Raw genomic sequence first — 24,887 nt, forward strand, 5'->3', positions numbered from 1 at the left:
CGCTCACTAGAACGTGTTACATTTCGCCGCATGATCCTCGATCGGTTCAAGCTCACCGACCAGGTCGCGGTGGTCACCGGCGCCGGACGCGGAATCGGCGCGGCCACCGCTCTGGCCCTCGCCGAAGCGGGCGCCGACGTGGTGATCGCGTCCCGCACCGAGTCCCAGCTCAAGGAAGTCGCTGCGCGCGTTTCCGACGCGGGCCGCCGGGCGTTCCCGGTGCCGGTGGACCTCTCCTCCCCCGAAGCCGCGGCGGCACTGGCCGAGACGGCGGTGTCGGAGTTCGGCCGGCTCGACCTGGTGGTCAACAACGTCGGCGGCACGTACCCGCGCCCATTGCTGGAGTCGACGGTGGACTTCATGGAGGAAGCGTTCCGCTTCAACGTGGCCACGGCCCACGCGCTGACGGTCGCAGCGGCGCCGTCGCTGGTGAAGACGGGCGGCTCGGTGGTCAACATCTCGTCGGTGATGGGCCGGGTCAGCGGCCGCGGCTTCGCGGCGTACGGGACGGCGAAGGCGGCCCTGGCGCACTACACGCGCCTGGCGGCGGCGGACCTGGCGCCGAAGGTGCGGGTGAACGCGATCTCGGTGGGGTCGGTGGCGACATCGGCGCTGGAGATCGTGGTCGGCAACCCGGAGCTGAAGTCGAAGATGGAGTCGGCGACACCGCTGCACAAGATCGGCGAAGCGGAGGACATCGCGGCGACGGTGGTGTTCCTGGCGTCGCGGGCCGGCGGGTACATCACGGGCAAGATCCTCGAGGTCGACGGCGGGTTGCAGGCGCCGAACCTCGAGCTGGGCCTGCCCGACCTCTGACCCTCAGCTCTCGTCGGTCTTCTTCGGCTCTTCCGCCGGTGCCTCCTCGGCCGGGGCCTTTTCGGCCGGGGCTTCGGCGGCGACCTTCGCGTGCTCGGGCTCGGCGGCGGTGGCGGAGTCGGCCTCCGAAGCTTCGGGCTCCTCCGCGGCCACCGGGACCTCGTCCGGGCCCGGGGCGTCCTTGCTCACCAGCGTCTCCGGTGCCTCCCGCGGGCCCCGCTTGCCCGCGACCACGAAGTACGCCGCCGCCCCGAGGAACAGCAGGATCGACGTCCACACGTTCACCCGCAGGCCGAGGATGTGGTTGGCCGTGTCCGTCCGCATCATCTCGATCCAGCCGCGGCCGACCGTGTAGCCCGCCACGTACAGCGCGAACGCCCGCCCGTGGCCGAGCTTGAACTTGCGGTCCGCCCACACCACCAGCAGCGCGACCAGCAGGTTCCAGAGCAGCTCGTACAGGAACGTCGGGTGGACCGGGCTCTCCGGCAGCGGGATGTGGCCCGTCGCGACGCCGTTCAGCAGGTTCTCCGGGTCCTCCGGGTTGAAGCGCTGGAAGACCTCGAGCCCCCACGGCAGGTCCGTGTGCGCGCCGTAGAGCTCCTGGTTGAAGTAGTTGCCGATGCGGCCGATCGCCTGCGCGACGACGATGCCGGGGGCGACCGCGTCCGCCATCGCCGGCAGCGGGATGCCCTTGCGGCGGCAGGCGATGAGCGCGCCCACCGCGCCGAGGGCGATCGCGCCCCAGATGCCGAGGCCGCCGTCCCAGATCGCGAACGCGTTCCACGGATTGCGGCCCTCGGTGAAGTACAGCTCGGGGTCGGTGATCACGTGGTACAACCGGCCGCCGACCAGGCCGAACGGCACCGCGAACACCGCGATGTCGACCACCGTGCCCTTGGTGCCGCCGCGGGCCACCCAGCGCCGCTCGCCCCACCAGATCGCCACGATGATGCCGGCGATGATGCACAGGGCGTACGCGCGGAGCGGGATCGGTCCCAGGTGCCAGACACCGCGGTCGGGGCTGGGGATCGTCGCGAGGTAGGCGCTCATCACGCGGCCACCGTAGCGCTAGCGTGCCCTTCGTTACCAACCCGGCCGCAGTTACGGCCGCTGGCTTATCGGCAATGGTCACGTGCCGTTCGGAGGGGGGCGGCCCTACTTTCTGGCCGGGTTGCTAAGGCACCGGAGCATCCAAGGCGGCCAGGTACCCCGCCACCAGCGCGTGCGCGACCTGGGTGACGGCTTGGTCACGCGGGAGGAACCGGTCGTCGTGCAGGCTCGGCACGCCCGCCGTGTCGCCGAGGCCGACGAACAGCATGAGCCCGCGGGTCGCGCCGCCGCAGTAGTGGGCGAAGTCGTCGGCGCCGAACGAGCGGAACTGGTCGTCGACGACGAAGCCGGCGTGCCGCAGCCACTGCTGTGCGCCCGCCGCCAGCGCCGGGTCGTTGTCCAGCACCGGCTCGCAGGGGCTGATCTCCAGCTCGGCCGTGCAGCCGTGCGCCCGCGCGGTGCCGTGCACGATGTCCGCAAGCGTTTCCAGGGCGCGCTCTCGGTCCTTCGTGCGCATCACGCGCAGCGAGCCGAACGCGCTCGCGCTGTTCGGGACGACGTTGGCCGCCGTGCCGGCCTGGATCCGGCCGATCGAGCAGACCGCGCCGAACACCGGGTCGATCCGGCGCGACGCGAGCTGCTGCAGGCTCACGACCAGCTGCGACAGCGCCAGGATCGGGTCGCGCAGCAGGTGCGGGTAGCCGGCGTGGCCGCCCTGACCCTGCATGGTCACCTCGAACTCGTCGGTGGAGGCGTTCACCGGTCCCGGCGCCGCCGAGACGACGCCGTGCGCGATCCGCGGCTGGACGTGCGCGCCGATCACCGTGTCGACCCCGTGCTCGGCCAGCACCCCGGACTCGACGACGTCGAGCGCGCCGGGCGGGGACGTCTCCTCCCGCGGCTGCAGCAGCGCCAGGATCGGCCGCGGCACGGCGACGCGCCGCGCGGCCCGGCAGACGGCGACCAGCGCGGCGAGGTGGACGTCGTGGCCGCACGCGTGCATGAACTCGTTCCCGGACGCCCACGGCACCCCGGTGCCCTCCAGCACCGGGAGGGCGTCGAGCTCGGCCCGCAGCGCCACGGCCGGGCCGTCCCCGCCGGGTACCGGGATGGCCCGGCCGGTCTTGGCGACGCGGGTCCCGTCGCCCGCGCCGAGCGCGCCGGCCACCAGGCGGGCGGTGTCCTCCTCGTCGCCGGATCCGCGGGGGTCGGCGTGCACGGCGTGCCGGAGCTCGACGGCGGCGGGCAGTTCGTCGGCGATCGCCTGCGTCCACCGGTTCCACAGATCACTCACACGTGCTCCAAGCGGTAGATCCTCTTCGCGTTCTCGTGTCCCACCAAAGCACACAGCCGGACGGCGTCCTTTTCGGACATCGCGTCCGCGGCCAACGCGGCGCGGACGAAGTCCGACAAACCCTGCCGGAACAGGGCGGTGCCCAGGTGGTACAGCTCGGCCAGGCCGAAGGCGTCGGTGGAGAAGAGCACCTTCCCGAACGGCGCGAGCTCCAGGAGCTCGGCCAGCACGGCCGGCGCCCGGAACCCCGCGTTGTGCGTGATGAGCCCGGCGTCGACGAACACGTGCTCGAAGACCTGCGCCAGATACGCGGCGTGGCGGTGGAACGGGTAGTTGTGCAGCAGCAGGATGGGCACGCCGCTGCCGCGGGTCGCCCGCAGCAGCCCGGTGAGCAGCAGCGGGTCGCCGCGGTGCAGGTCGACGTCGGCGTCGCCGTAGCCGACGTGGAACTGCACCGGCAGGCCCAGGTCGAGGCCGGTGAACACGAGGTGGCGGTGCAGCACCTCGTCGGCCAGCCGGGTGCCGCCCGCGGCGAGCCACCGCCCGGCGGCGGCTTCGACCTCCGACGGCGTCGGCCGCTCCCCCGCCAGTTCCAGGCCGGCGCGGTAGGCCGCGATCGACTTCAGCCCGACGGCCGTCGAGGCGCGCCTCTCCAGCTCGTCGGCGAAGGCCGCGGCGAAGCCGGCCGCGGTGGTCCCGCCGATCACCGCCTCCGCGACCTGTTCCAGCCGGACGACGTCGTGCGCGCGCGTGCCCGCGAGCCCGGCGAACTCCGCGGTCGTGGTCAGCGAGTCCGGCCGGAAGCCGCCGTCCACGAGGAAATCGGTCGTGCCGGTCGCCCGCAGGAACCGCCGGGCCACCTCGGCCGCGCCGAGTTCGGCGCGGCGCTCGAGGTAGTCCTCGGCCGGGGCGTGCTTCGGCAGGTCGAGCACGGGTGCGCAGCGTTCGCGCACGGCCAGCCCGATGAGCGTGTCGAACAGGCTCGTGCCGAGCGGCGAGGGCGCGTCGGCCTCCGTCAGCATCGCCTCGAAGCCCGCGCGGGTGACGTCCCGGGTGACGACGCCGTGGCAGTGGTGGTCCACCAGCGGCAAGTCCGCGACGAACGGGAGCAGACCGGTCATGTGCCTCCGTCCACACTCGTCAGCCTTTCCCCCACCCTACGAGCGTAAGCGGGCGCGGACAGCACCAAGATCACCGCGAGCGCGAGCACCGCCGCGGCGACGACCGGGAACCACCGCGCCGGGCCTTCGGTCGGGTAGGGCACCACGTTGACGTACACGGTGTACCCGAGCACGGCGAGCGCGCCGACCGGGAAGACGAGGTGCCACCCCGGCACGCGCATCCGCCGCTTCACGAACAGCAGCAGGATCGCGCCGACCGTCGTGAGCAGGTAGATCACCAGCAGGATGAGCGTCCCGATCGAACCGGACCAGGCGAACGTGTCCGACGCCGTCGCGCCGAAGAACAGCGCGCACACCAGGATGATCAGCGCCGCCGCGGCGGTCACGGCGCTCACCGCGGCCACCGGTGTGCCGCGCGAAGACGTCCGGCCGATGCCCCGGCCGCCGACCGCGTCGCGGCCCAGGGCGTAGAGCAGCCGCGAACCCCCGACGACGCAGGCCAGGCAGCAGCCGAACGCGCTGATCGCGGCGCCGACGCTGATGACGTCGCCGACCCAGGCGCCCGCGTACCGGCTGCCGAGGTCGCCGAGCAGGGACGGCGAGTCGTGGAACGCGCTCGCGTCGCTGCCGAACGCCATCATCTCGACCGCCGTCACCACCACGAAGTAGAGGCCGCCGAAGATCGCCGTGCCGAGGATCGCGCGCGGGATGTTGCGCTTCGGGTCGTGGGTTTCCTCCCCCAGCGTCGCGGCGGCTTCGAACCCGGCGAAGGACAGGAACCCGAAGACCGCGCCGAGGAACACGCCGGACAGCCCGGTTTCCGGGACGAAGACGGCCATGGTGAACCGGGCGCCGCCCGGGGCGTTCCCGGCGACGAGCCGGACTCCGATCACGACGGTGACCAGCAGGATCACCGCGATCGTCGCGCCTTCGACGGCGAGCAGGGTGCTCGTGCCGCGGCGGGCGGGCAGCACGGACAGCAGCCAGGCACCGGCCAGGGCGACGGCCGTCAGCACGAACGGGCCCCAGGACGGCGGGTCCGGCCAAATGCCCACCTGCGTCAGGAAAGCCGTGCCCAGCGTGCCCGCGGCCGAGCTCGTCACGACGGCGTAGAACGTGTACGTCCCGAGCAGACCGATGCCCGAGACGACGCCCGCCCGCGGGCCGAGGGTGGCGCCGACGAACGCGTACACCGAACCGGCGTGCTGGTAGTACTGGCAGAGCTTGACGAAGCCGTACGCGACCAGCAGGACGCCGATCGCCGAGAGCAGGAAGGCGAGCGGCACGGCGCGGCCGGCGGCCGCGGCGGTCTGCTGGGGGTTGATGTTGGCGGCCATGCTCGGGGCCATCAACGCCACGGACAGGCCGACGGCCTGCCAGACGGAGAGGGACCGGCGCAGCCCTGGACGGGTTTCGGCGGTGTCTGACAAGATCTTCACCTCTTTCTCAGGTGAGCGGATCCAGTGAACAGGCACGGGGGCAGGATGAGCCAGCTCGATCGGGCGGAACTCGCACAACAAGGCGCACTCCGGGCCGACGGCCTGCGTGCCGCCGGCGTGGAGCTCGTCGCGCTGACCTTCGTGGACAACAGCGGCATCGCACGGGTGAAAGCCGTGCCGGTGGACCGGCTGTGGTCGGCGGCTGCGTGGGGCGTCGGCGCGTCGAACTCGTTCGACTTCTTCCTCGCCAACGACGACATCGTGAGCGGTACGCATTCGCGTGGCCCGGTCGGTGACCTGCGGCTGCACCCGGATCTCGACGCGCTCGTGCCGCTGGCCGCGCAGCCCGGCTGGGCGTGGGCGCCGGCGTGGCGGTACGACCAGGAAGGCGAGCCGCACCCGCAGGACGCGCGGGCACTGGCCGCGGCCGCGACGGCCCGGCTCGCGGAGCTGGGCTACAACGCGCGGACGGCGTTCGAGATCGAGTGGGTCATCACGGCGGCCGACGCGCCGGACGACCCGCGCTCGGCCACCGCGGGCCCGGCCTACGGCTACGCGCGGCTGTCGTCGCAGGCGCGCTACCTGCGCACCCTGGTGTCCACGTTGGCCGCCCAGGGGGTCGCGGTGGAACAGATCCACCCGGAGTACGCGGCCGGGCAGTTCGAGGTGTCGGTGGCGGCCGGCGACCCGGTGCGCGCGGCGGACGTCGCGGTGCTGACGCGCGAGACCATCCGGACGGTCAGCGAGCACCACGGGTTGCGGGCGTCGTTCACGCCGAAGTTCGCCCCGGACGGCGTCGGCAACGGCGGCCACGTCCACCTGAGCCTGTGGGACGGCGACCGCAACCTGTGCGCCGGCGGCGACCGGCGGTTCGGGCTCACGGAGACGGCGGAGGCGTTCGGCGCCGGGATCCTTTCCCGGCTGCCGGCGCTGCTGGCGATCGGCGCGCCTTCGGTGGTCAGCTACCTGCGGCTCGAGCCGCACCACTGGGCCGGGGTGTTCCGGGTGTGGGGCCTGGAAAACCGCGAGGCGCCACTGCGGCTGGTCCAGGGCCCGGCCGGGCAGCGCGAGCGGGCGGCGAACTTCGAGGTCAAGTGCTTCGACCTGACGGCGAACCCGTACCTGGTGGTGGCGGCGCTGATCTTCGCGGGCCTGACCGGGGTGGCGGCCGGGGAGAGCTTGCCGGAGCCGGTCGACGTCGACCCCGGAACGCTCCCCTCCGCCGAGCGGCTGCCGACCTCGCTGGCCGACGCGGTGACGGCGTTCGAAGCGGACCCGGCGTTGACCTCCGCGTTCGGCCCGGAGCTGGCGACGACGCTGGTGGACGTCCGCCGCGGCGAGCTCGACCGGTTCGGCGCCCTGCCGCCGGACGAGCTGTGCGCGGTGATGCGGTACCTACATTGACTTGAGCGCCTTGGCGACCTCGGTGCGCAGCTGCGGGAGTTTCGCGTAGAGGCGGTCGCCCGGGCATTCGGTGTTGTAGAAGTCGCGGTGGCCCTTGATCTCTTCGACGGGGATGCCGTACTGGCGGCAGATGTAGGCGCAGAAGACGACGAGCGAGGCGAACTGCGTCTCGGGCGGCTCGACGCTGGTGTAGAGGCCTTCGTTTTCGATGCCGATGGCGTTCGTGTTCTGCCCCGGGCAGTGCGCGCCCTGGATCATCGTGGTGCGGCCGCGCAGCGCGTCCAGGCTGCCGTGGCGCCCTTCGAGGCGGTACCCGCCGCGGCTGACGGTGAAGTGCTGGCCGGTGTCGGACCAGCCGTTGTTGTCGATGTGGTCGTGCTGGTCGTCGCGCGCGACCTGGAAGGCGTGGGCCAGGGAGTAGTCGGTGCTGTTGGCGCTGGCGATGTGGTGGATGAGGATGCGGTTCGCGGGGTGGTCGAGGGTGGTGAGCGCATCGGCGGGCGGCCGGGCCCCCCACTCGGCACAGCTGTAGATCCGCGGCGGCGTGGTGGCGGCCCGGGCGGCGTTCGGGAGGACCAGTCCGGCGGCCCCGGCGACGGCGAGCCCGGCGGCACCGCGGAGGAAGCTGCGCCGCGGGAGGTGTGCGATGTCCATGCCGCGGACCCTTCCGCGGCGGCGTACAGCTTTCGTACAAAAGCCGGCCGGGCGGGGCGGATTGTGGTGGCGAAGGGCCAGATGAGCTCGATATCCGCGTTGTCGCGCTCGGCGTCACCAGGCCAGGGAGAACTTCACCGGCAGCGCCGCCAAGCCGCGGAACAGCGGCGACGGCCGCCACTCCAGCGCGTCGGCCGGCACCGCCAAGACCACGTCCGGGAGCCGGTCGAGCAGGACTTCGATCGCCGCCTCGGCGATGACCTTGGCGATCTCCTGGGCGGCGTACGGGCACCGGTGTTCGCCGTGGCTGAACGACAGGTACGCCTGGTTGCCGGTCGAGGCCTGCGGGACCGGCCGGACGAGCGGGTCCTGGTTGGCCGCGGCGAGCCCGAGGATCAGCAGGTCGCCCTGGCGGATCTGCCGGCCGCCCAGCCGGAGGTCGTGGACGGCGAACCGGCCCGGGAAGTTCTGGGTCGGCGTGTCCTCCCAGAGCACCTCGTTCAGCGCCTGGCCGACGCTCCGGCGTCCGCCGGACAGGGTCATCGCGAAGCGGTCGTCGGTGAGCATCAGCCGCAGGGTGTTGCCGATCCAGTAGGCGGTGGGCAGCTGGCCCGCGTTCATCAGGTGGAGCAGGTCCTCGGTGATCTCCTCGTCGGCGAGCGCCGCCGGGTGGGCCAGCAGCCGCGACGTGACGTCCGGCCCGGGAGCGCGTCGTTTGGCCTCGACCATGCGCCGCACCTTGTCCCGGACGCGCGCGTAGGCGTCGTTCGCGCCCTCGCCGGCGGCGTGCGTCCGGTAGACGTCCTGGACCAGGTCGGCGGTCTCGGCGTCCGGCACGCCGATCATCCGGGCCACGACGGGCAGCGGTATCCCGTCGGCGTACTGGGTGATCAGGTCCGCTTCGCCCGATCCGGCGAAGGCGTCGATGAGCTCGTCGGCCACCTGCTGCGCCCGTGCGCCCAGGTCGAACTGGTCGACGGCGCCGAGTGCCTCGTCGAGTGCCCCGGCCCGCCGCCGGTGCTCGGCGCCCTCGGCGAACATCATCGTGGGCTGGTAGGCCAGCAGCGGCAGCAAGGGCCAGTCGGCCGGAACCCGGTCCCAGGCGTTCCACCGCCGTGAGTCCCGCCCGAAGACCTCCGGATTGCTCACGACGTGCTGCACCTCGCGGTAGCCCAGCACCAGCCACGCCGGTACGTCCCCGTCGAGCAGGACCGGGGCCACCGGCCCGTGCGCGCGCCGCATCTCCGCGTAGAGATCCGCGGACGTCTGCTGGAACAGCGGCCCGGACAACGGCGTGGCGAGTGCGGGCTGAGGGGTGCTCATGGCGTGGTCTCCCGTGCGGAGGACAGGGCGAAGAGGTGGTTGACGAGGGAGAGCAGGACGGTCTTGCTGGAATCGCGCCGTCGGGCGTCGCAGTCGATCAGCGGGACATCGGCGGACAGGTCGAGAGCGTGGCGCACCTGGTCCAGGGAGTGCTGCGGCTCGCCGAAGTTGTTGCGCGCGACGATGAACGGCGTCCCGTGGTGTTCGAGGCGGTCGATGGAGTACCAGGAGTCGGCCAGCCGCTGGGTGTCCACCAGCACGACGGCGCCCAGGGTCCCGGCGAACAGCCGGTCCCAGAGGAACCAGAACCGCTCCTGGCCCGGCGCGCCGAACAGGTACAGCACCATGTGCTCGTTCAGGCTGATCCGCCCGAAGTCGAACGCGACCGTGGTGGTGGTCTTGCCGGGCGAGGCGCCCTCGTCGATCCCGACGCCCGCCTGCGTCATGGTTTCCTCGGTGCTCAGCGGGCGGATCTCGCTGACCGAACGGACCATGGTCGTCTTGCCGACGCCGAACCCGCCGACGATCACGATCTTCAGCCCGTCCCTGGCGGTGCTCGGCAGCGGAGTACGGACGTCCTGGTCAGAGCTTCTGCAGTCCAACGAGTACCTGCTTCAGGGTTTCGAGATCGGGCAGGTCGGTGTCCACGGGAGCCGAGGACGGGTGGCGGGCGGTGATCCGGCCGGTGTCGAGCAGGTCGCACAGCAGGATCTTCACGACGCTCACCGGAAGGCCCAGCTCCGAGGCGACCTCCACCATCGCCGTCGGGTGACGGCACAGGCGCAGGATCTTGACGTGCTCGGACTGCATGCCCGGAACCGGATCGCCTTCGCTCACGATCAGCGTCACCAGGTCGAGCGCGCTCTCGTTCGCGCGGCTGCGCCCACCGGTGACGGTGTACAACCGGTCGGGGTCTTCGCGGTGCAGGTCTTCCCGGGTCATGTCATCCGGCCGCGGTGTGCTGCTGGGGGCGGGCCGGCGCGGTCAGGTACTCGCCCAGCTGCTCGACGAGCTCGTTCATGTTGTGGCCGATGAGGCCGACGTCCGCGTCGTCGGCGGCGATCACGGCGAGGTGGGCTCCGGCGCCGGCTTCCACGATGAACAGCATCCCGCCGTGGAACTCCGTCATGGACTGGCGCACGCCGCCGGTGCCGTCGCCGAACTCGATGGACGTGCCGTACGCCAGGCTCTGGATGCCCGAGGCGATGGCGGCCAGCTGGTCGGCCTGGTCGATCGTGAGCCCGCGGGTGTGGCAGAGCTTGAGACCGTCCTTGGACAGCACCACGGCGTGCCGGGTGCCCGGCGTCTTGCCCAGGAGGTTCTCCAGCAGCCAGTCGAGATCGTGGTCCGTGGTGTTCATCGGCTGTCCTCCGAAGGAGCAGAAGGGCGGGTTCCCCGGCCGGCCGCGTGGAAAGCACTGAACCGCGCTCCGGCGTCGGCCCGAGCCGGTGCCGGCTTCCCCGCCGGCGGCGGCGCTGCCTTGGGCGCGGCCGCCAGCGTCTGCCCGCGACGTCGCTGCGGCAGCCCGGACAGCCCACCCTCCACTGTGGACGCAGGTGCGGCGGGGGGCGCTTCGGCGGGCTCGGCGCGCACCGCCGCCGGGGCCGGGGTGACCGGCGGAGCGACCGGTTCGGGCTGGGTGATCAAGGTCCGGGGGATCATGACCACCACTCCGGTGCCGCCCCGCGCGGACGGCCTGAAGTGCACGCTCAGACCGTGCTTGCGCGCCAGGCACCCGACCACCGCCAGGCCCAGCCGGGTCCCGGACAGCGTGGTGAGGTCCAGCGGCTCGGCGGAAACCGCCCGCACGGCACGCTCCAGCGCCGCGGGACCCATGACGAGGCCACTGTCCTCGATCGTGACCACCACACCCGCGTGCACCTCCTCCACGTACACGTGCACGTCCTCCGACGGCGGGGAAAAGCTGGTGGCGTTGTCCATCAGTTCGGCCAGGGCGTGCATGACCCCTTCGGCGGCGTACCCGGCGACCGCGACGGTGCTGGTCGAGTGCGTCCGCACCCGCTGGTAGGCGCTGATGCGCCCCATCGCCCCGCGCAGGATGCTTTCCATCACGATCGGCTTGGTCCAGCGCCGGCCGGACCGCGCTCCGGTCAGGACCGCGATGCTGTCCGCCAGGCGGCCCGCCTGCGCGGTGCGGTGGTCCAGTTCGAGCAGGTCGCCGAGGACGTTTTCGTCATACCGGCCTTCCATCTCGCGCAGGTCGGCCAGCATGCTGGTGGCCAGGGCCTGAACGCGGCCGGCGGCGTTGGCGCAGGCCGCCGTCGTGGCCGCGCGCATGCGCTCTCCCCGGCTGATCTCCCGCGCGATCGTCTCCAGCAGCCGCCGGTGGGCACCGTCGACGGAATCCGGCACCTCGGCGAGCGCGGTGTCCGCCGACGCGCCGTCGCGCACCCGCCGAACCACCGCGGGCAGCGTGTCGTCGGCGAGCCGGGCGACCCCCGCGTCCAGGACCGTGATCCGGTCACGGAAGCGGCGCGCCGCCTGCGCGCAGTACGCGGCGATCGTCACGGCCGCACACACGACAGCGGCGGCCACCCCGCCGTACCAGGCCACGAACGTCCGGTCCGCCGCGGGCACCCCGGCCGTCATCCACCACCAGAGGCCCCCGGTGATGACGATCGCGGCCGGCAGAACGAACAGGGCTCGGCCCACCGGCAGGCGCGCTGCCTGATCGGGAGCGGGCAAGTGCACTGACATCGATCAGGTCCTCGTGGGGCGGTCGGAGACAGGACACCCGATATCGCGCGGTGCGCGGGAGGCGCGCCCGGGTTCGCGCGCAATGGGCTGAAGGGTGAACGGCGACTGCCGTGGTGTCGGCTGGGGAGCGTCGCCTGCGGCGAGCAAGACCCTAGCGCCGATCTTTCCCGTTCGTAAGAGTCAATTTCGGCGGCGCATCTTCCTCGGTCTCCGTCGTTTCCGGGAAGTCAATTCCCAACGGATCGGGGCGCAAATGGGAAAACGGCGAAGAATGGGTGTTCAGCCGCAATCGTGGCCGACCGGGAATCCGCGAAGGCACCCGAGCCCCGGGCACCCGGGAGGGCACTCCGGGTCAAGCGGTGGCGACCGCCCGGCGCACGCCCTCGGCCAGCTCGGCAGACAGGGCACGAACCCCGGACGAGCCCTCGGCCGCCGCCGTGACCAGGGCCGAGCCCACGATCACCGCGTCCGCGAAGGAGGCCACCTGGGCCGCCTGCTCACCGGACCGGACGCCGAGGCCGACGCCGATCGGCAGGTCCGTGTGGGCCCGCGTGCGGCGCACCAGCGCCTCGGCTCCCGCGCCGACCTGGTCGCGTGCGCCCGTCACGCCCATCACCGCGGTCGCGTAGATGAAGCCCGACGACGCGGCCGCCGTGAGCGCGAGCCGCTCCTCCGACGACGAAGGCGCGACCAGGAACGTCCGGTCCAAGCCGTGCTCTTCGGACGCCGTCATCCACGCGCCGGCCTCGTCCGGGATCAGGTCGGGCGTGATCAGGCCGAGCCCGCCCGCCGAAGCGAGGTCGCGCGCGAAGCGGTCCACGCCGTAGCGGTTCACCGGGTTCCAGTACGTCATCACCACCGCGCGGCCGCCGCGGGCCGACACCGACTCGACCACCTCGAACAGGTGCTTGAGGCGGAAGCCGTTGTCCAGCGCGGTCACCGAGGCGGCCTGGATGGTCGGACCGTCCATCACCGGGTCCGAATACGGGACGCCGACCTCGATCAGGTCCGCGCCGCCGTCGACGCAGGCCGCGATCAGGTCCTTCGAGCCGTCGACCGTGGGGAAGCCGGCCGGGAGGTAGCCGATCAGCGCGGCACGCCCCTCGGCGCGCGTCGCGGCGAAGAGGTCGTCGAGCCCGCTCATCCGTTCACCAGTCCGAACCACTTGGCCGCCGTGTCCATGTCCTTGTCGCCGCGACCCGACAGGTTCACGACGATCAGCCCGTCCGGGCCCAGCTCGCGGCCGAGGTCCAGCGCGCCGGCCAGCGCGTGCGCCGACTCGATCGCCGGGATGATGCCCTCGGTGCGGGACAGCAGCTTGAACGCGTCCATCGCCTGGGCGTCGGTGATCGGGCGGTACTCGGCGCGGCCGGTGTCCTTCAGCCACGCGTGCTCCGGGCCGACGCCCGGGTAGTCGAGCCCGGCCGAGATCGAGTGCGACTCGACCGTCTGGCCGTCCTCGTCCTGCAGCAGGTACGTCATCGCGCCGTGCAGGCTGCCCGGGGTGCCCTTGGTCAGGGTGGCGCCGTGGCGGTTGCCCTCGATGCCCTCGCCGCCCGGCTCCAGGCCGACCAGCCGCACGGACGGGTCGTCGTAGAAGCCGGAGAAGATGCCGATCGCGTTCGACCCGCCGCCGACGCACGCCGCGACGACGTCGGGCAGGCGGCCGGCCTGCTCGAGGATCTGCTCCCGCGCCTCGGTGCCGATGACGTGGTGGAAGTTGCGCACCATCGTCGGGAACGGCGCCGGCCCGGCGGCCGTGCCGAAGAGGTAGTGCGTGGTGTCGGCATTGGTGACCCAGTCGCGCAGCGCCTCGTTGATCGCGTCCTTCAGCGTCCGCGAACCGGTCTTGACCGGGATCACCTCGGCGCCGAGCAGCCGCATCCGGGCCACGTTCAGCGCCTGGCGCTCGGTGTCGACCTCGCCCATGTAGACGACGCAGTCGAGGTCGAGCAGCGCGCACGCGGTGGCCGTCGCGACGCCGTGCTGGCCCGCGCCGGTCTCGGCGATGACCCGCTTCTTGCCCATCCGCTTGGTGAGCAGCGCCTGGCCCAGCACGTTGTTGATCTTGTGGGAGCCGGTGTGGTTCAGGTCCTCGCGCTTGAGGAACACCCGCGCGCCGCCGGCGTGCTCGCCGAAGCGCTTGGCCTCGGTGAGCAGCGACGGACGGCCCGCGTAGTCCTTCAGCAGGCGGTTGAACTCGTTCAGGAACTCCGGGTCGTGCCGGGCCTTGTCGTACTCGGTGGCGACCTCGTCGACGACGCCGATCAGCGCCTCCGGCATGAACCGCCCGCCGTACGGGCCGTAGTAGCCCCGCTCGTCCGGGTCGTGCTCACCCGGCTTTTCGATCGGCTTTTCGACGACACTGTGCTCTTCGGTCACCGCGACGGCCTCGGGCAGGCGGGGTGGGAACCGGCGGTGACCAGCTTGACCAGGGCGCCCTTCGGGTCGCCGGAGGCGACGAGCCCCTCGCCGACCAGCACCGCGTCGGCGCCGTGGCCCGCGTAGGACATCAGGTCGCCCGGACCGCGGACACCGGACTCGGCGACCTTGTAGACGTCCATCGGCAGGCCGGGGGCCAGCCGCGAGAAGACGTCCCGGTCCACCTCGAGGGTGTGCAGGTTGCGCGCGTTGACGCCGATGACCTTGGCGCCCGCCTCGAGGGCCCGGTCGGCCTCCTCGGCGTTGTGGATCTCCACCAGCGCGGTCATGCCGAGCGATTCGACGCGGTCGAGCAGCGAGACGAGCGCGTTCTGCTCCAGCGCGGCGACGATCAGCAGCACCATGTCGGCGCCGTGCAGGCGGGCCTCGTGCACCTGGTAGGGGCTGACGACGAAGTCCTTGCGCAGGATGGGGATGTCCACCGCCGCGCGGACCGCGTCCAGGTCGGCCAGCGAACCGCCGAAGCGGCGCTGCTCGGTGAGCACGCTGATCACGCGCGCCCCGCCGGCCTCGTAGTCCTTCGCCAGCGCGGCCGGGTCGGGGATGTCGGCCAGGTCGCCCTTCGAGGGGCTGCGCCGCTTGACTTCGGCGATCACGCCGATGCCGGACTCGCGCAGGGCGGCCATCACGTCGCGCGGCGCCGGGGCGGCGGCCGCGCGGATCTTCAGCTCGTCGAACGGCAGCGCGGATTCCCGCACGGCGAGGTCTTCCCGCACGCCGGCGACGATGTCTTCGAGCACGCTCACCGGACGCCCCCGCCTGGGTACGTGCTCACGGATTCACTCGCAAGGTCGCTCACAAAAACCTTCCCCTTCCCGCCGAAACGATGCTAACCCCCGCATCCGAACCGCCCGGTTCCGGGTGTGCGCGTTACTCCGAATGCCTGCCCCGGACGTCCGTGGGGTCTTCCCCCTCGGACAGGGCTTCCCACAGCTCGGCGTCCGGGTCACGCGCCTTCTTCCGCGTCGCCGGGGCCGCGTACTTCGCGCCGAGCCGCGCGGCCCGGCCCGCGCCCTTGACGGCTGCCAACCCGCCGGCGGCGACGAGAATTCCCCCGAGCACGGCGAGGCCGCGGCCCAGCAGCATCTCGGCCACCGGGAGCCCGTCGGCGTAGCCGCCGAACCGGACCCCGGCGACGCCGGCCCAGATCGCCGCGGCCCCGGCGAGCGCCAGCACGACGCCCAGGACGCGGCGTGCCCAGCCGCCCGTGGCCACCAGCCCGGCCACGCCGGCCAGGGCCAGCAGCGCCAGCGGCACGAGCGCGGTGGCGCGCTGCTCACCGGTCTCGCGGTGCAGCACCATCCCCCGCACGCCGCCGTCGCGGAACTCGGCGAACCAGGTCAGCCGTGACGCACCCCACAGCGCGAGCGCGCCCAGCAGGAGCGCGACCACGATCATCCACAGTGGACGCCTCGAGGCCGTCGCCACCGCCGGAGCGGCCGCGTCCTGCCGCAGCGGCGCGTCCGGCGTGTCAGACATGAGCGGCGTCCGCGGCCGGGTCGAGGGCGCCCGCCGCCACCATCGTCTGCGCGGCGGCCACCGCCGAGAGCACGGTCTTGGCCTTGTTCAGCGATTCGGTGTCCTCGTAGTCCGGCACCGAGTCGGCGACCACCCCGCCGCCGGCCTGGACGTGCGCGACGCCGTCCTTCACCAGGGCCGTGCGGATCGCGATGGCCGTGTCGGCGTCGCCGGCGAAGTCGAGGTAGCCGACGACCCCGCCGTACAGCGCGCGGCGGACCGGTTCGAGCTCCTCGATCAGCTCCATCGCGCGGACCTTCGGCGCGCCGGACAGCGTCCCGGCCGGGAAGCAGGCGGTGACCGCGTCGAACGCCGTCTTGCCGTCGGCCAGCTCACCGGTGACGGTGGACACGATGTGCATGACGTGGCTGTAGCGCTCGATCTGGAAGAAGTCGACGACGCGCACGGTGCCCGGCTTGCAGACCTTGCCCAGGTCGTTGCGGCCGAGGTCGACGAGCATCAGGTGCTCGGCACGCTCCTTCTCGTCGGCCAGGAGGTCCTTGGCCAGCTGCGCGTCCTCTTCGGGGTCGGCGCCGCGCCAGCGGGTGCCCGCGATCGGGTGCGTGGTCGCGCGGCCGTCCCGCACGGTGACCAGTGATTCGGGGCTGGAGCCGACGATGTCGAAGCCGTCGAGCCGCAGCAGGTACATGTACGGGCTGGGGTTGGACGTCCGGAGCACGCGGTAGATGTCGATCGCGTCGGCGGCGGTGGGGATCTCGAACCGTTGCGACGGCACGATCTGGAACGCTTCGCCGGCTTTGATCGCTTCGACGGCCTTCTCCACCGCCGCGTGGAAGTCCGCCTTCGAGCGCTTCCGGGTGAATTCCGGCACGGGCCGGTCGAACGCGGCGACGGTGGCGGGCGCGGCCACCTGCAGCTGCTCGGTCATCGCGCTCAGCCGGGCCACGGCGTCGTCGTAGGCCGCGTCCACGCGCTCGGGCGAGTCGTCCCAGTTGACGGCGTTCGCGATGAGCGTGACCGTGCCCTCGTGGTGGTCGAACGCGGCCAGGTCGGTGGCCAGGAGCATGGTCAGCTCGGGGATGTCGAGGTCGCGTTCGGCCAGCTCCGGCAGCTTTTCCAGCCAGCGCACGGCGTCGTAGCCGATGTAGCCGACCATGCCGCCGGTCAGCGGGGGCAGGCCGGGCAGCGGCTCGGTGTGCAGGGCTTCGATGGTCTCGCGCAGGACTTCCAGGGGGTTGCCCCCGCCGGGCAGGCCGACCGGCGGGGTGCCGGTCCAGACCGCTTCGCCGTCGCGGACGGTGAGTGCGGCCGGGCTGCGGACCCCGATGAACGACCAGCGGGTCCAGGACGCGCCGTTCTCGGCGGACTCGAAGAGGAAGGTGCCGGGCCGGTCGGCGGCGAGCTTGCGGTACACCCCGATCGGCGTCTCGCCGTCGGCGAGGACCCGGCGCACGACCGGGATCACGCGGCGGCTTTCGGCGAGGGCGCGGAAGTCTTCGCGGGAGGGGCTGACCGTGCCGGGACCGGTCGAACCGGCGGATGCGCTGACCATGGACCTCATTGTGCCGCCCCGGCGGATCCCAGCCGCGCCGGGCCATAATTCAATGAGTGTTGAATTTGGCGGGTGCTTGAGTCATGATGGAGCGGTGAGCACCACGGACAACACCGAGACTACGGGCCGCCGCCGCGGACGCCGGCCCGCCGGCCAGGACACCCGCACGGCGCTGATCGAAGCCGCGCGGACCGTGTTCGCCGAAACCGGCTACGACGGTGCGACCGTACGCGCGATCGCCACCCGCGCCGGCGTCGACGCGGCGATGGTCAACCACTGGTTCGGCAGCAAGGAAGGCCTGTTCGCCCAGGCGGTCCTCGAGCTGCCGTTCGACCCCATGGAGCTGCAGAAGATCCTGCGTCACGGCCCCGACGACGAGCTGGGCGAACGGATCGTCCGCACCTTCATCACCCGCTGGGACAGCGCGGGCGGCGGCCAGTTCGTGGCGCTCATCCGCAGCATCACCGGCCACGAGCAGGCCGGGCACGTGCTGCGCGACTTCTTCCAGCGGTTCTTCAGCTCGCTGATCACCACGATCGGCTCGGACCGCACCCCGCTGCGCATGAACCTGTGCGCGACCCAGATGGTGGGCCTGGGCATGGTCCGGTACGTGGCGAAGTTCGCGCCGCTGGCCACCGAGGACGTCGAGGTCCTGGTGCGGGCGATCGCCCCGACCCTGCAGCGCTACCTCACCGGCGAAATCGGCTGAGCCCGCGGCCCGGTGGCATACACCGGGACGTCGCGCGGGCCGGTCCGGGCCGGGCCGGCCGGGAACAGGACGACCATCTGCCGTCCCCAGCCGCCGATCCAGGCGCGGCGGCGGACCGCGGTGCCGGCGCCGAGCAGCGACGGCACGCGGCGCAGCACGATCTCACTGCCGTCGCGGTAGCGGGCCTCGATTTCCTCGCCGCGCGGGAGGTGCGGCACGACGGTCACCCTCGCGATCCGCCACCCGGTGGCCGCGACCGCGCGCGCCCGGCGCCACCAGCCCAGCGCCGCGGTCGCCGCCAACGGCAGCACGAAGAAGCCGGTCACCAGGAACATGACGCCGAAGCCCGTCAGGACCCCGTCTTCGTTCGCTTCGGCGGTGGTGCGGACGTGCGCCGGGTCGGCGGGGTCGTAGACGACGGTCACCGGTTCGCCGGAGTGGTACTCGTGCCCGGAGTCGCGGGTGATCTCCGCCACCCGGGAAGCACCCTGTGCTTCGTAACGCACCCGGATCGTCGGCGCGCCCCTGGCCGGGTCGAAGACATCGATCACCGAGCCGTCGACGCGGACGCCCGTGACCAGGAGGGCAGCGGCGGCGCGGTCGGCGGCGACCACCCCGGCCAGGCCGCCCGCGAACAGCACGGCCCAGGCGGCGGCGATCGCGGTGGCCCGGCGGGCGGTGCGGCGCAGGCGCGCGGTCTGCGCGTCGAGGCGGATCCGGCCTTCGCCGTGGGAGCCGCCCCGCGCGGGCAGCCAGGCACCGAAGTCCGGCACCTCTTCGCGCCGCCGCCGGTCCGGGGCGTGCAGGCGGTGGGCGGCGAACGCGGCGAGGGCCGCGGAGCCGGTCAGGATGAGCGCCTCGCCGGGGAGTTCGCCGTCCGCGAAGACGTGGTCCGTGGTCAGCAGGGAGTACGCCGTGCCCGCGCCGAAGAACAGGAAGACCCGCACCGCGGCCACCGTCACCACGAGCCATCCCCGCCGCAGCTCCATCAGCCGATTTTAGGACGGGAACCGTCCGGTCAGCGGCGGCCCGCGCCCACCGCCCGGGGCGCCTTCGCGGCCGCGGGGACCGCGTACGGTCCCGGGCGCCGCGGGCCGTTCGGGAAGAGGACGACCATTTCCCGCCCCCAGCCGCCGACCCACGCGAGCCGGTCGGTGAAGTCCGCCAGTGCCTTGGCGCCGTGCGTCGACGGCATCGTCCGCAGCGCGAGCCCGGTGCCGTCGGGGTAGCGGACCCGGATGGTGGGTGGTGGCCGCTTGCGGCCGCCGGCCGAGCGGTCGGGCACGACGTCCACGGTGGCGACCCGCCACCCGGTGACCGCGACCGCGCGGGCCCGGCGCCGCCAGCCGAGCGCGGCCCCGGCCGCGACCGGCGTCCCGCCCAGGCCGAGCACCAGTGAACCGATGCAGAGGCCGAAGACGAACTGGTTCTCGTTCGTCTCCTCCGTGGTGCGCACGTGCTCCGGATCGGCGGGATCCACGACGACGGTGACCGCCTCGCCGACGCGGTAGTGGTGCCCGGAGTCCCGGACGATCTTCGCGGTCCGGCCGCCGTAGCGCACCTGCATCGACCGGGTGCCCTTGTCGGGGGTGTACACGGACAGCACGACGCCGGGGACCCGGGCACCGGTCGCGAGGAGTTCGCCGGCGGCTTCATCGAGCAGGTGCATCCCGGTGAGCCCGCTCGTGACCAGGGCAACCCAGATCAGGAGCAGCGCCGCGGCGCGCCGGGCGGTCCGGCGCACCCGCCCGGTTTCGACGTCGAAGTCGATCCGGCGATCGTGGTCGGCGGCACTCGGCGGCGGCAGCCAGGCACCGAAGCCGTTTTCGCTCGCGGTACCGCGGATCCGGTGCGCGAGCGTCCGCAGGCGCCACGCGCCGAGACCCGCGAAACCGAGCGAAGCCGCAAAAACGACAATCAAGGCGGAAATGTCCCCCGAGCCGAAGCCGGCATCCGCGACGACGAGCAGGTAAACCGTCACGGCCACCACGAAGAACCCGAAAACGGCCACCCCGCCCGCCGCGACGGCCAGCCACCGCGAGCGCCGCCGGACGAGCTCGCGGAGGGGATCCATCAGCCGAGCTTAGAGCAGGGGCGTGCGGGTCACCCGGATGCCGGAAGGAATGGCTTTCCATCGCCATTCGTGGACACCATTCGCACAATCGGGGAATCGACGGGATTCGTATTATCGGCTCATGAAGCCAACGTCTTCGGGGCCCGCCGCGAGAACTCTCGCCGCTTCGCTGCGCGAAGAACGCGAAGGACGCAAAGTCGGTCTGCGCGTTCTCGCCGACGAGCTGGGCATCCTGCCCCAGCTGTTGTCGGCGTGGGAGAAAGGGCATCGCCTGCCGAGCGTCGAGGACGTGTCGGCGATTCTGGCGCTGCTGGGCATCCGCGGGGAGAAGCGCGACCGGATCCGCACGCTCGCCCGGCACGCCCGAGAGCCCAATTGGCTGGCGTCGAGCAACGCCGACATCTCCCATGCCCTCACGGCGTTGCTGACCTTCGAGAGCACCGCGACCAAGATCACCGCCTGGTCACCCCTGCTCGTGCCCGGATTGCTGCAGACCCCGGACTACATCCGGTCGATCATGGAGGCCTCCTCGGTCGCGGTCGAAGAGGCCGACAAGCGCCTGCGGATCCGGCTCAAACGGCAGGGAGTGCTCACGCGGCGGGACCCGGTCGCGTTGCGTGCCCTGATCGGCGAATGGGCGCTCCGGGAAACCATCGGCAGCCCGGCCGTCATGTCCGACCAAATCGATCATCTGCTCGAAATATCGCAGCGAACGAACATCTCGGTGCGGGTCGTTCCGGCCGGGCTCGGCTACCACACCGGTCTGCTGGGACCGTTCGAGATCTACGAATTCCCCGGCACGCCCCCGATCACCTTCGTCGAGCACGCCCATTCGAGCGCGTTCCTGCACGAAAAGACGCAAACCCTCGCCCACCAGCGGGTGGTTAAGATGCTGGGCGAGCAGGCGTTGAGCGAAGCCGCCTCCCGGGAGCTGCTCGAGGAGGCTGCACACTAGCGGAGGCGACCACATGGCCGTTTGGCGGAAGTCCTCGCACAGCGGGGAAAACTACAGCTGCGTCGAGGTGGCGCTCGGGCCGGTCGTGGGCGTTCGGGACACGAAGGCCCGCCGGGCCGGTCAGCTGACCGTTTCCGCCCGGGCGTGGCGTTCCGTTCTCGACCGCCTCGCTCAGGACTCCGGCAGCCACCGGTAGGTGTCGGCGCAGGCCCCGAACAGCACCGGCTTCTCCCGCCGGGGCGGCTTGGGCGGGATGAGCACCGTCAGCGCCGCGGGCCCTTCCCCGGCGACGAGGGCGGGCAGGTCCGGCAGTTCCGAGAGCGCCCGCACCGCGCTGTTGGTCTCCCACGGCCGGAGGCCGATGCGGCTGCCATCCGGAAACCGCACGGCTATGGTGCCTCCAAGGGGCCGCCTCAGCGTCGTGAACCACACTCCGGTGAGCGTGACCGTTGCGGTGCGCCAGCCCGTCCGGCGGGCGGCGACCGTCCGGCGGTGACACGCGACACTCCAGTAACCGGGGACCGCGGTGAGGACCGCGGCCCCCACCGCGGGCACCACGAGACCGGCGAACAGGAAGGCCGCGGCGATCAGGATCCCGGCCACGGTGGCGAACACCCAGCGCGCGAACCTCGCCTGCAGCGTCGCCGAACCCCAGGCCGCCCATTCCGGCTCGCCGCGCTCCGGCGGCGGCAACCAGTCCCCCATGGGGAAAGGTTAACCGGCTCTCCGCAGCGACCTCGCGTACGCCGGGACCGCATAAGGCCGCTTCCGCAGCGGTGCGTACGGGAACAGCACGACCATGTCGCGCCCCCAGCCGCCGACCCAGGCCTGCCGGTCCGGCCGGTCCTTCAGCACCGTGGCGCCGTGCGTCGAGGCCGCGGCGCGCAACGCGATCACCGAGTCGTCGCGGTAGCGAACGTGGATGTCGGGGCTGTGCCGGCCCTTGCGGACCGGGTAGTCGGGGACCACCGTCACGGCGGCGGCGCGCCAGCCGGTGTGCCGCACGGCCCGGTGCCGCTGCCGCCACCGCGATGCGCCCACCACCGAAAACGGCACCGCGACGAGCGCGATCAGCATCGGCACGACGCAGAACCCGACCAGGTACTGGTCGTCGTTCGGCTCCTCCACCGTGCGGACGTGCTCCGGGTCCGCCCGGTCGTAGACCACCGTCACGCTGTCGCCGGGCGTGTAGGCGCGGCTGCTTTCCCGGACGATCTCCTCGGTGAACACGGTGCCGCCGGCCGAGTACCGCACCCACATCGACGGCGAGCCCCGGCCGCTGCGCGGGTTGACGACTTCGACGACCTCACCGCCGGTGCGGGCGCCGGTGGCCAGGAGCTGCTCGGCGGCGTTCTCGATCGCCTCGAGACCCGCGATGCCGCCGGCCAGCACCCCGAACCAGAGCAGCGCGAGCGCCAGGGCGCGCCGGCCGAGAGTGCGCAGCCGGGCGGTTTCGACGTCGAAATCGACCCGGACCCCGCCGTCGAGAGGCTCCGGCGGCGGCAGCCAGCTTTCGAGGCACAACTGCGCCAGCACGGACTCGGCCCGGCGGTCGGCGGCCCGGTTGCGGGACACCGCCAGAGCGCCCAGCGCCGCCGAACCGGCGAGCGTCCCGAAGTCGGCTGCGAGTTCGCCGTCCGCGAAGACGTAGGCGGGGTCGGCCAGCGACACCGCCGTGCCGATCACGAAGAGCACGAAGACGGCCGTGCACAAGCCCGTGGTCAGCGCCCACGCCGTTCTTCGCCGCGACAGCCGCCGAACGGCGGCTTGGGCGTCCCTCCCCGTATCCATGGCGGCAGCCTAAAGCGGAAACCCCCAGCTCAGCGCCGGAATGGGGGAAGCGCACACCGGGGCAACCCCCGGGGCACGCCGGGCGTGCAAGTCAGCAGGCTCAGCGGGCGAGCAGCAGCGCGATGAGCGCCAGCGCGCCCGGGACCACCTGGACGAAGAGGATCCTCTTGCTGGCCGTCGCGGCGCCGTAGAGGCCCGCGACGATCACGCAGACGATGCCGTACAGCTTGAGCTGGAACCCGGTCGGGTCGCTCGCGATGAGGCCCCACACCAGCGCGAGCGCCAGGAAGCCGTTGTACAGCCCCTGGTTCGCGGCGAGCGTCTTGGTCTGCTCCGCGAACTCCTTGGTCAAGCCGAAGCCGGCGCGGGCGCGCGGCGTCGTCCAGAGGAACATCTCCAGGACGACGATGTAGAGGTGGATCAGGGCGACGAGCCCGACCAGGATGTCGGCGACGATGGTCACGCGAGCTCTTTCTCATCGGCCAGGAGGAGGCGTTCCTCGGTGTCGAAACAGGTGTGCGTGCCGGTGTGACAGGCCGGCCCGGTCTGGTCGACGCGCAGCAGGACCGTATCGCCGTCGCAGTCGATCCGCACTTCGCGAACGTGCTGGTAGTGGCCGGACGTCTCGCCCTTCACCCACAGCTTCCGCCGGCTGCGCGACCAGTACGTCCCGCGGCGGGTGGCGAGGGTGGCGGCGAGGGCGTCGTCGTTCATCCAGGCCATCATCAGCACGTCCGAAGTCGCGTGCTCGACGACGACCGCGGCGATCAGGCCGTCGGCGTTGCGCTTGAGGCGCGCCGAGACGCCCGCGTCGAGGGTCATGCGTTGGCTCCCAGGATGTGCCGCTTGAGCGGCATCGAATTCAGCAGGACGAACGCGTAGCCGTAGCCGGCGAAGGAGAGGCCGGAGAACAGCTTGTTGAACCACAGCTCGGCACCGAGCAGCAGGAACGCGTGCAGCAGCGCGAACACTACCGCGACGACCAGGCCGCCGATCCGCGCACTGCCGTGTCGGAGGACGAGCCCGGTGGTGACGACGCCGCCGAGGATCAGCGCGAGCGCGGGCATCCGGTAGATGGCCAGGCCCGCCCCGGCGCCGAGCACCGGGATCAGGTCGAGCAGCGCCCACGCGACGGGCAGCCCGACCAGCAGGCCGGCGGTGACCTTCACCTCGGCGGGTGCCTGCCAGCCCTTCACCGGACCTCGACCCCGCCTTCGCGCAGGGCGTCCTTGACGTCCCCGATCTTCAACTGTCCGAAGTGGAACACGCTGGCGGCGAGCACGGCGTCGGCCCCGGTCCGCACGGCGGGCAGGAAGTGCTCGACGGCCCCGGCGCCCCCGCTGGCGATCACCGGGACGCGCACGGCCTTGCGCACGAGTTCGATGAGTTCGAGGTCGAAGCCGTTCTTGGTGCCGTCGGCGTCCATGGAGTTCAGCAGGATCTCCCCGACGCCGAGTTCCTCGCCCCGCGCGGCCCACTCGACGGCGTCGATGCCGGTCCCGCGGCGGCCGCCGTGGGTGGTGACCTCGAAGCCGGAGGCGGTCGGCTCGCCGCCCTCGGGCACGCGGCGGGCGTCGACGGACAGCACGATGCACTGGGCGCCGAACCTCCTCGACGCCTCGCTGAGGAACTCGGGCCGGGCGATCGCGGCGGTGTTGATGCTGACCTTGTCGGCCCCGGTCCGCAGCAGCCGGTTGACGTCGTCGTTGCTGCGCACCCCGCCGCCGACGGTGAGCGGGATGAAGACCTGCTCGGCGGTCCGCCGGACGACGTCGTAGGTGGTCTCGCGGTCCCCGGAGGAGGCCGTGACGTCGAGGAAGGTGAGCTCGTCGGCACCTTCGGCGTCGTAGCGCCGGGCCAGCTCGACAGGGTCACCGGCGTCGCGAAGGCCGGCGAAGTTGACCCCCTTCACCACCCGGCCCGCGTCGACGTCGAGACAGGGGATCACCCGCACCGCGACAGACATGGCCACCAGCGTAGTCAAGGGGGTCGGGACCTCCGCCGATGGCACGGCCCGGCATCTGCCGTTCACTCCCCGGCCACCCGATTCGTCTAGTTTCCGCCCG

The 24,887-nt window shown here is 72.2% G+C and carries 28 protein-coding genes; 5 read left to right on the forward strand and 23 right to left on the reverse strand.

The features are described 5' to 3' along the window. Positions 1-30 precede the first annotated feature (30 nt). Positions 31-816 (forward strand): SDR family oxidoreductase, encoded by a 786-nt coding sequence (locus tag ACFVYA_RS03705; RefSeq protein ID WP_387042030.1) that lies wholly within the window; start codon positions 31-33, stop codon positions 814-816. Positions 817-819: 3 nt separating this feature from the next. On the opposite strand, the gene lgt is transcribed toward ACFVYA_RS03705, so the two are convergent. The 4 genes from lgt to ACFVYA_RS03725 form a co-directional block, all read right to left on the reverse strand. Next, positions 820-1,866 carry a prolipoprotein diacylglyceryl transferase gene (lgt, locus tag ACFVYA_RS03710; RefSeq protein ID WP_387042033.1) on the reverse strand — a complete coding sequence of 349 codons (1,047 nt, stop codon included), beginning with the start codon at positions 1,864-1,866 and terminating at the stop codon, positions 820-822. Between the two features lie 124 nt (positions 1,867-1,990). Further along, a complete protein-coding gene (locus ACFVYA_RS03715; RefSeq protein ID WP_387042036.1) occupies positions 1,991-3,160 on the reverse strand; it encodes a M20 family metallopeptidase in 1,170 nt (389 codons plus the stop codon). After that, positions 3,157-4,281 carry an amidohydrolase family protein gene (locus ACFVYA_RS03720; protein ID WP_387042037.1) on the reverse strand — a complete coding sequence of 375 codons (1,125 nt, stop codon included), beginning with the start codon at positions 4,279-4,281 and terminating at the stop codon, positions 3,157-3,159. The genes ACFVYA_RS03715 and ACFVYA_RS03720 overlap by 4 nt, the downstream gene beginning before the upstream one ends. Next, positions 4,278-5,720, reverse strand: coding sequence for an APC family permease (locus ACFVYA_RS03725; RefSeq protein ID WP_387042040.1), 1,443 nt, complete (start codon positions 5,718-5,720; stop codon positions 4,278-4,280). Before ACFVYA_RS03725 ends, ACFVYA_RS03720 begins: the two co-directional genes overlap by 4 nt. 45 nt (positions 5,721-5,765) lie before the next feature. On the opposite strand from ACFVYA_RS03725, the gene ACFVYA_RS03730 reads away from it, so the two are divergent. After that, positions 5,766-7,124: a glutamine synthetase gene (locus ACFVYA_RS03730; protein ID WP_387042043.1), complete on the forward strand. Its 1,359-nt coding sequence runs from the start codon at positions 5,766-5,768 to the stop codon at positions 7,122-7,124. Here ACFVYA_RS03730 and ACFVYA_RS03735 read toward each other — a convergent pair. The 11 genes from ACFVYA_RS03735 to ACFVYA_RS03785 form a co-directional block, all read right to left on the reverse strand. Beyond that, positions 7,116-7,778 (reverse strand): peptidoglycan recognition family protein, encoded by a 663-nt coding sequence (locus tag ACFVYA_RS03735; RefSeq protein ID WP_387042045.1) that lies wholly within the window; start codon positions 7,776-7,778, stop codon positions 7,116-7,118. The two genes, ACFVYA_RS03730 and ACFVYA_RS03735, sit on opposite strands and share 9 nt — an antisense overlap. A gap of 114 nt (positions 7,779-7,892) precedes the next feature. Next, complete coding sequence (locus ACFVYA_RS03740; protein WP_387042048.1) at positions 7,893-9,101, reverse strand: cytochrome P450; 1,209 nt, start codon at positions 9,099-9,101, stop codon at positions 7,893-7,895. After that, positions 9,098-9,631 carry an ATP/GTP-binding protein gene (locus ACFVYA_RS03745; RefSeq protein ID WP_387042252.1) on the reverse strand — a complete coding sequence of 178 codons (534 nt, stop codon included), beginning with the start codon at positions 9,629-9,631 and terminating at the stop codon, positions 9,098-9,100. Before ACFVYA_RS03745 ends, ACFVYA_RS03740 begins: the two co-directional genes overlap by 4 nt. A gap of 52 nt (positions 9,632-9,683) precedes the next feature. Next, complete coding sequence (locus tag ACFVYA_RS03750) at positions 9,684-10,043, reverse strand: DUF742 domain-containing protein (protein WP_285989561.1); 360 nt, start codon at positions 10,041-10,043, stop codon at positions 9,684-9,686. A gap of 1 nt (position 10,044) precedes the next feature. Then, positions 10,045-10,461: a roadblock/LC7 domain-containing protein gene (locus ACFVYA_RS03755; protein ID WP_387042051.1), complete on the reverse strand. Its 417-nt coding sequence runs from the start codon at positions 10,459-10,461 to the stop codon at positions 10,045-10,047. Then, on the reverse strand, positions 10,458-11,819 hold the full coding sequence (locus ACFVYA_RS03760) for a sensor histidine kinase (protein ID WP_387042053.1): 1,362 nt from the start codon (positions 11,817-11,819) through the stop codon (positions 10,458-10,460). Before ACFVYA_RS03760 ends, ACFVYA_RS03755 begins: the two co-directional genes overlap by 4 nt. A gap of 352 nt (positions 11,820-12,171) precedes the next feature. Next, entirely contained in the window at positions 12,172-12,963 is a 792-nt protein-coding gene (trpA, locus tag ACFVYA_RS03765; RefSeq protein ID WP_285989558.1) for a tryptophan synthase subunit alpha, read from the reverse strand. After that, complete coding sequence (trpB, locus tag ACFVYA_RS03770; protein ID WP_387042057.1) at positions 12,960-14,201, reverse strand: tryptophan synthase subunit beta; 1,242 nt, start codon at positions 14,199-14,201, stop codon at positions 12,960-12,962. The genes trpA and trpB overlap by 4 nt, the downstream gene beginning before the upstream one ends. After that, positions 14,198-15,007, reverse strand: a complete 810-nt coding sequence (trpC, locus tag ACFVYA_RS03775; protein WP_013224167.1) for an indole-3-glycerol phosphate synthase TrpC — start codon at positions 15,005-15,007, stop codon at positions 14,198-14,200. The genes trpB and trpC overlap by 4 nt, the downstream gene beginning before the upstream one ends. A 124-nt stretch (positions 15,008-15,131) precedes the next feature. Then, positions 15,132-15,659, reverse strand: a complete 528-nt coding sequence (locus ACFVYA_RS03780; RefSeq protein ID WP_387042255.1) for a Trp biosynthesis-associated membrane protein — start codon at positions 15,657-15,659, stop codon at positions 15,132-15,134. Between the two features lie 73 nt (positions 15,660-15,732). Then, entirely contained in the window at positions 15,733-17,292 is a 1,560-nt protein-coding gene (locus tag ACFVYA_RS03785; RefSeq protein ID WP_285989555.1) for an anthranilate synthase component I, read from the reverse strand. 52 nt (positions 17,293-17,344) lie between these two features. On the opposite strand from ACFVYA_RS03785, the gene ACFVYA_RS03790 reads away from it, so the two are divergent. Further along, the gene (locus ACFVYA_RS03790) at positions 17,345-18,001 is read left to right on the forward strand and encodes a TetR family transcriptional regulator (RefSeq protein ID WP_387042062.1); all 657 of its coding nucleotides are present in this window, start codon (positions 17,345-17,347) and stop codon (positions 17,999-18,001) included. Here ACFVYA_RS03790 and ACFVYA_RS03795 read toward each other — a convergent pair. Next, on the reverse strand, positions 17,977-18,990 hold the full coding sequence (locus ACFVYA_RS03795) for a DUF3592 domain-containing protein (RefSeq protein WP_387042064.1): 1,014 nt from the start codon (positions 18,988-18,990) through the stop codon (positions 17,977-17,979). The genes ACFVYA_RS03790 and ACFVYA_RS03795 overlap by 25 nt on opposite strands. Before the next feature lie 29 nt (positions 18,991-19,019). Further along, positions 19,020-20,075, reverse strand: coding sequence for a DUF3592 domain-containing protein (locus tag ACFVYA_RS03800; RefSeq protein WP_387042066.1), 1,056 nt, complete (start codon positions 20,073-20,075; stop codon positions 19,020-19,022). Between the two features lie 22 nt (positions 20,076-20,097). Here ACFVYA_RS03800 and ACFVYA_RS03805 point away from each other — a divergent pair, with 22 nt between their 5' ends. Then, positions 20,098-21,030, forward strand: a complete 933-nt coding sequence (locus tag ACFVYA_RS03805) for a Scr1 family TA system antitoxin-like transcriptional regulator (protein ID WP_387042068.1) — start codon at positions 20,098-20,100, stop codon at positions 21,028-21,030. Between the two features lie 13 nt (positions 21,031-21,043). Then, positions 21,044-21,226, forward strand: coding sequence for a DUF397 domain-containing protein (locus ACFVYA_RS03810; protein ID WP_387042071.1), 183 nt, complete (start codon positions 21,044-21,046; stop codon positions 21,224-21,226). On the opposite strand, the gene ACFVYA_RS03815 is transcribed toward ACFVYA_RS03810, so the two are convergent. The 6 genes from ACFVYA_RS03815 to hisF form a co-directional block, all read right to left on the reverse strand. Further along, entirely contained in the window at positions 21,202-21,735 is a 534-nt protein-coding gene (locus tag ACFVYA_RS03815; protein ID WP_387042073.1) for a hypothetical protein, read from the reverse strand. The genes ACFVYA_RS03810 and ACFVYA_RS03815 overlap by 25 nt on opposite strands. Before the next feature lie 9 nt (positions 21,736-21,744). Then, positions 21,745-22,821, reverse strand: coding sequence for a DUF3592 domain-containing protein (locus tag ACFVYA_RS03820; protein ID WP_387042075.1), 1,077 nt, complete (start codon positions 22,819-22,821; stop codon positions 21,745-21,747). A gap of 100 nt (positions 22,822-22,921) precedes the next feature. Next, positions 22,922-23,284, reverse strand: coding sequence for a DUF1304 domain-containing protein (locus ACFVYA_RS03825; RefSeq protein ID WP_285989547.1), 363 nt, complete (start codon positions 23,282-23,284; stop codon positions 22,922-22,924). Beyond that, positions 23,281-23,643, reverse strand: a complete 363-nt coding sequence (hisI, locus tag ACFVYA_RS03830) for a phosphoribosyl-AMP cyclohydrolase (RefSeq protein ID WP_285989546.1) — start codon at positions 23,641-23,643, stop codon at positions 23,281-23,283. The genes ACFVYA_RS03825 and hisI overlap by 4 nt, the downstream gene beginning before the upstream one ends. Continuing rightward, positions 23,640-24,017, reverse strand: a complete 378-nt coding sequence (locus tag ACFVYA_RS03835) for a hypothetical protein (protein ID WP_285989545.1) — start codon at positions 24,015-24,017, stop codon at positions 23,640-23,642. The genes hisI and ACFVYA_RS03835 overlap by 4 nt, the downstream gene beginning before the upstream one ends. Further along, on the reverse strand, positions 24,014-24,787 hold the full coding sequence (gene hisF / locus ACFVYA_RS03840) for an imidazole glycerol phosphate synthase subunit HisF (protein WP_285989544.1): 774 nt from the start codon (positions 24,785-24,787) through the stop codon (positions 24,014-24,016). The genes ACFVYA_RS03835 and hisF overlap by 4 nt, the downstream gene beginning before the upstream one ends. Between the last annotated feature and the right edge of the window lie 100 nt (positions 24,788-24,887).

Source organism: Amycolatopsis sp. NPDC058278, from assembly GCF_042881395.1.
In the GTDB taxonomy this organism is placed as follows: Bacteria; Actinomycetota; Actinomycetes; order Mycobacteriales; family Pseudonocardiaceae; genus Amycolatopsis.

Coding starts and splice junctions, on each gene's coding strand:
- ACFVYA_RS03705 (WP_387042030.1), top strand. CDS start 31: ATGATCCTCGATCGGTTCAAGCTCACCGACCAGGTCGCGGTGGTCACC.
- lgt (WP_387042033.1), bottom strand. CDS start 1,866: ATGAGCGCCTACCTCGCGACGATCCCCAGCCCCGACCGCGGTGTCTGG.
- ACFVYA_RS03720 (WP_387042037.1), bottom strand. CDS start 4,281: ATGACCGGTCTGCTCCCGTTCGTCGCGGACTTGCCGCTGGTGGACCAC.
- ACFVYA_RS03730 (WP_387042043.1), top strand. CDS start 5,766: ATGAGCCAGCTCGATCGGGCGGAACTCGCACAACAAGGCGCACTCCGG.
- ACFVYA_RS03735 (WP_387042045.1), bottom strand. CDS start 7,778: ATGGACATCGCACACCTCCCGCGGCGCAGCTTCCTCCGCGGTGCCGCC.
- ACFVYA_RS03740 (WP_387042048.1), bottom strand. CDS start 9,101: ATGAGCACCCCTCAGCCCGCACTCGCCACGCCGTTGTCCGGGCCGCTG.
- ACFVYA_RS03750 (WP_285989561.1), bottom strand. CDS start 10,043: ATGACCCGGGAAGACCTGCACCGCGAAGACCCCGACCGGTTGTACACC.
- ACFVYA_RS03755 (WP_387042051.1), bottom strand. CDS start 10,461: ATGAACACCACGGACCACGATCTCGACTGGCTGCTGGAGAACCTCCTG.
- ACFVYA_RS03760 (WP_387042053.1), bottom strand. CDS start 11,819: ATGTCAGTGCACTTGCCCGCTCCCGATCAGGCAGCGCGCCTGCCGGTG.
- trpA (WP_285989558.1), bottom strand. CDS start 12,963: ATGAGCGGGCTCGACGACCTCTTCGCCGCGACGCGCGCCGAGGGGCGT.
- ACFVYA_RS03780 (WP_387042255.1), bottom strand. CDS start 15,659: ATGATCGTGGTCGCGCTCCTGCTGGGCGCGCTCGCGCTGTGGGGTGCG.
- ACFVYA_RS03785 (WP_285989555.1), bottom strand. CDS start 17,292: ATGGTCAGCGCATCCGCCGGTTCGACCGGTCCCGGCACGGTCAGCCCC.
- ACFVYA_RS03790 (WP_387042062.1), top strand. CDS start 17,345: ATGAGTGTTGAATTTGGCGGGTGCTTGAGTCATGATGGAGCGGTGAGC.
- ACFVYA_RS03795 (WP_387042064.1), bottom strand. CDS start 18,990: ATGGAGCTGCGGCGGGGATGGCTCGTGGTGACGGTGGCCGCGGTGCGG.
- ACFVYA_RS03800 (WP_387042066.1), bottom strand. CDS start 20,075: ATGGATCCCCTCCGCGAGCTCGTCCGGCGGCGCTCGCGGTGGCTGGCC.
- ACFVYA_RS03810 (WP_387042071.1), top strand. CDS start 21,044: ATGGCCGTTTGGCGGAAGTCCTCGCACAGCGGGGAAAACTACAGCTGC.
- ACFVYA_RS03815 (WP_387042073.1), bottom strand. CDS start 21,735: ATGGGGGACTGGTTGCCGCCGCCGGAGCGCGGCGAGCCGGAATGGGCG.
- ACFVYA_RS03820 (WP_387042075.1), bottom strand. CDS start 22,821: ATGGATACGGGGAGGGACGCCCAAGCCGCCGTTCGGCGGCTGTCGCGG.
- hisI (WP_285989546.1), bottom strand. CDS start 23,643: ATGACCCTCGACGCGGGCGTCTCGGCGCGCCTCAAGCGCAACGCCGAC.
- hisF (WP_285989544.1), bottom strand. CDS start 24,787: ATGTCTGTCGCGGTGCGGGTGATCCCCTGTCTCGACGTCGACGCGGGC.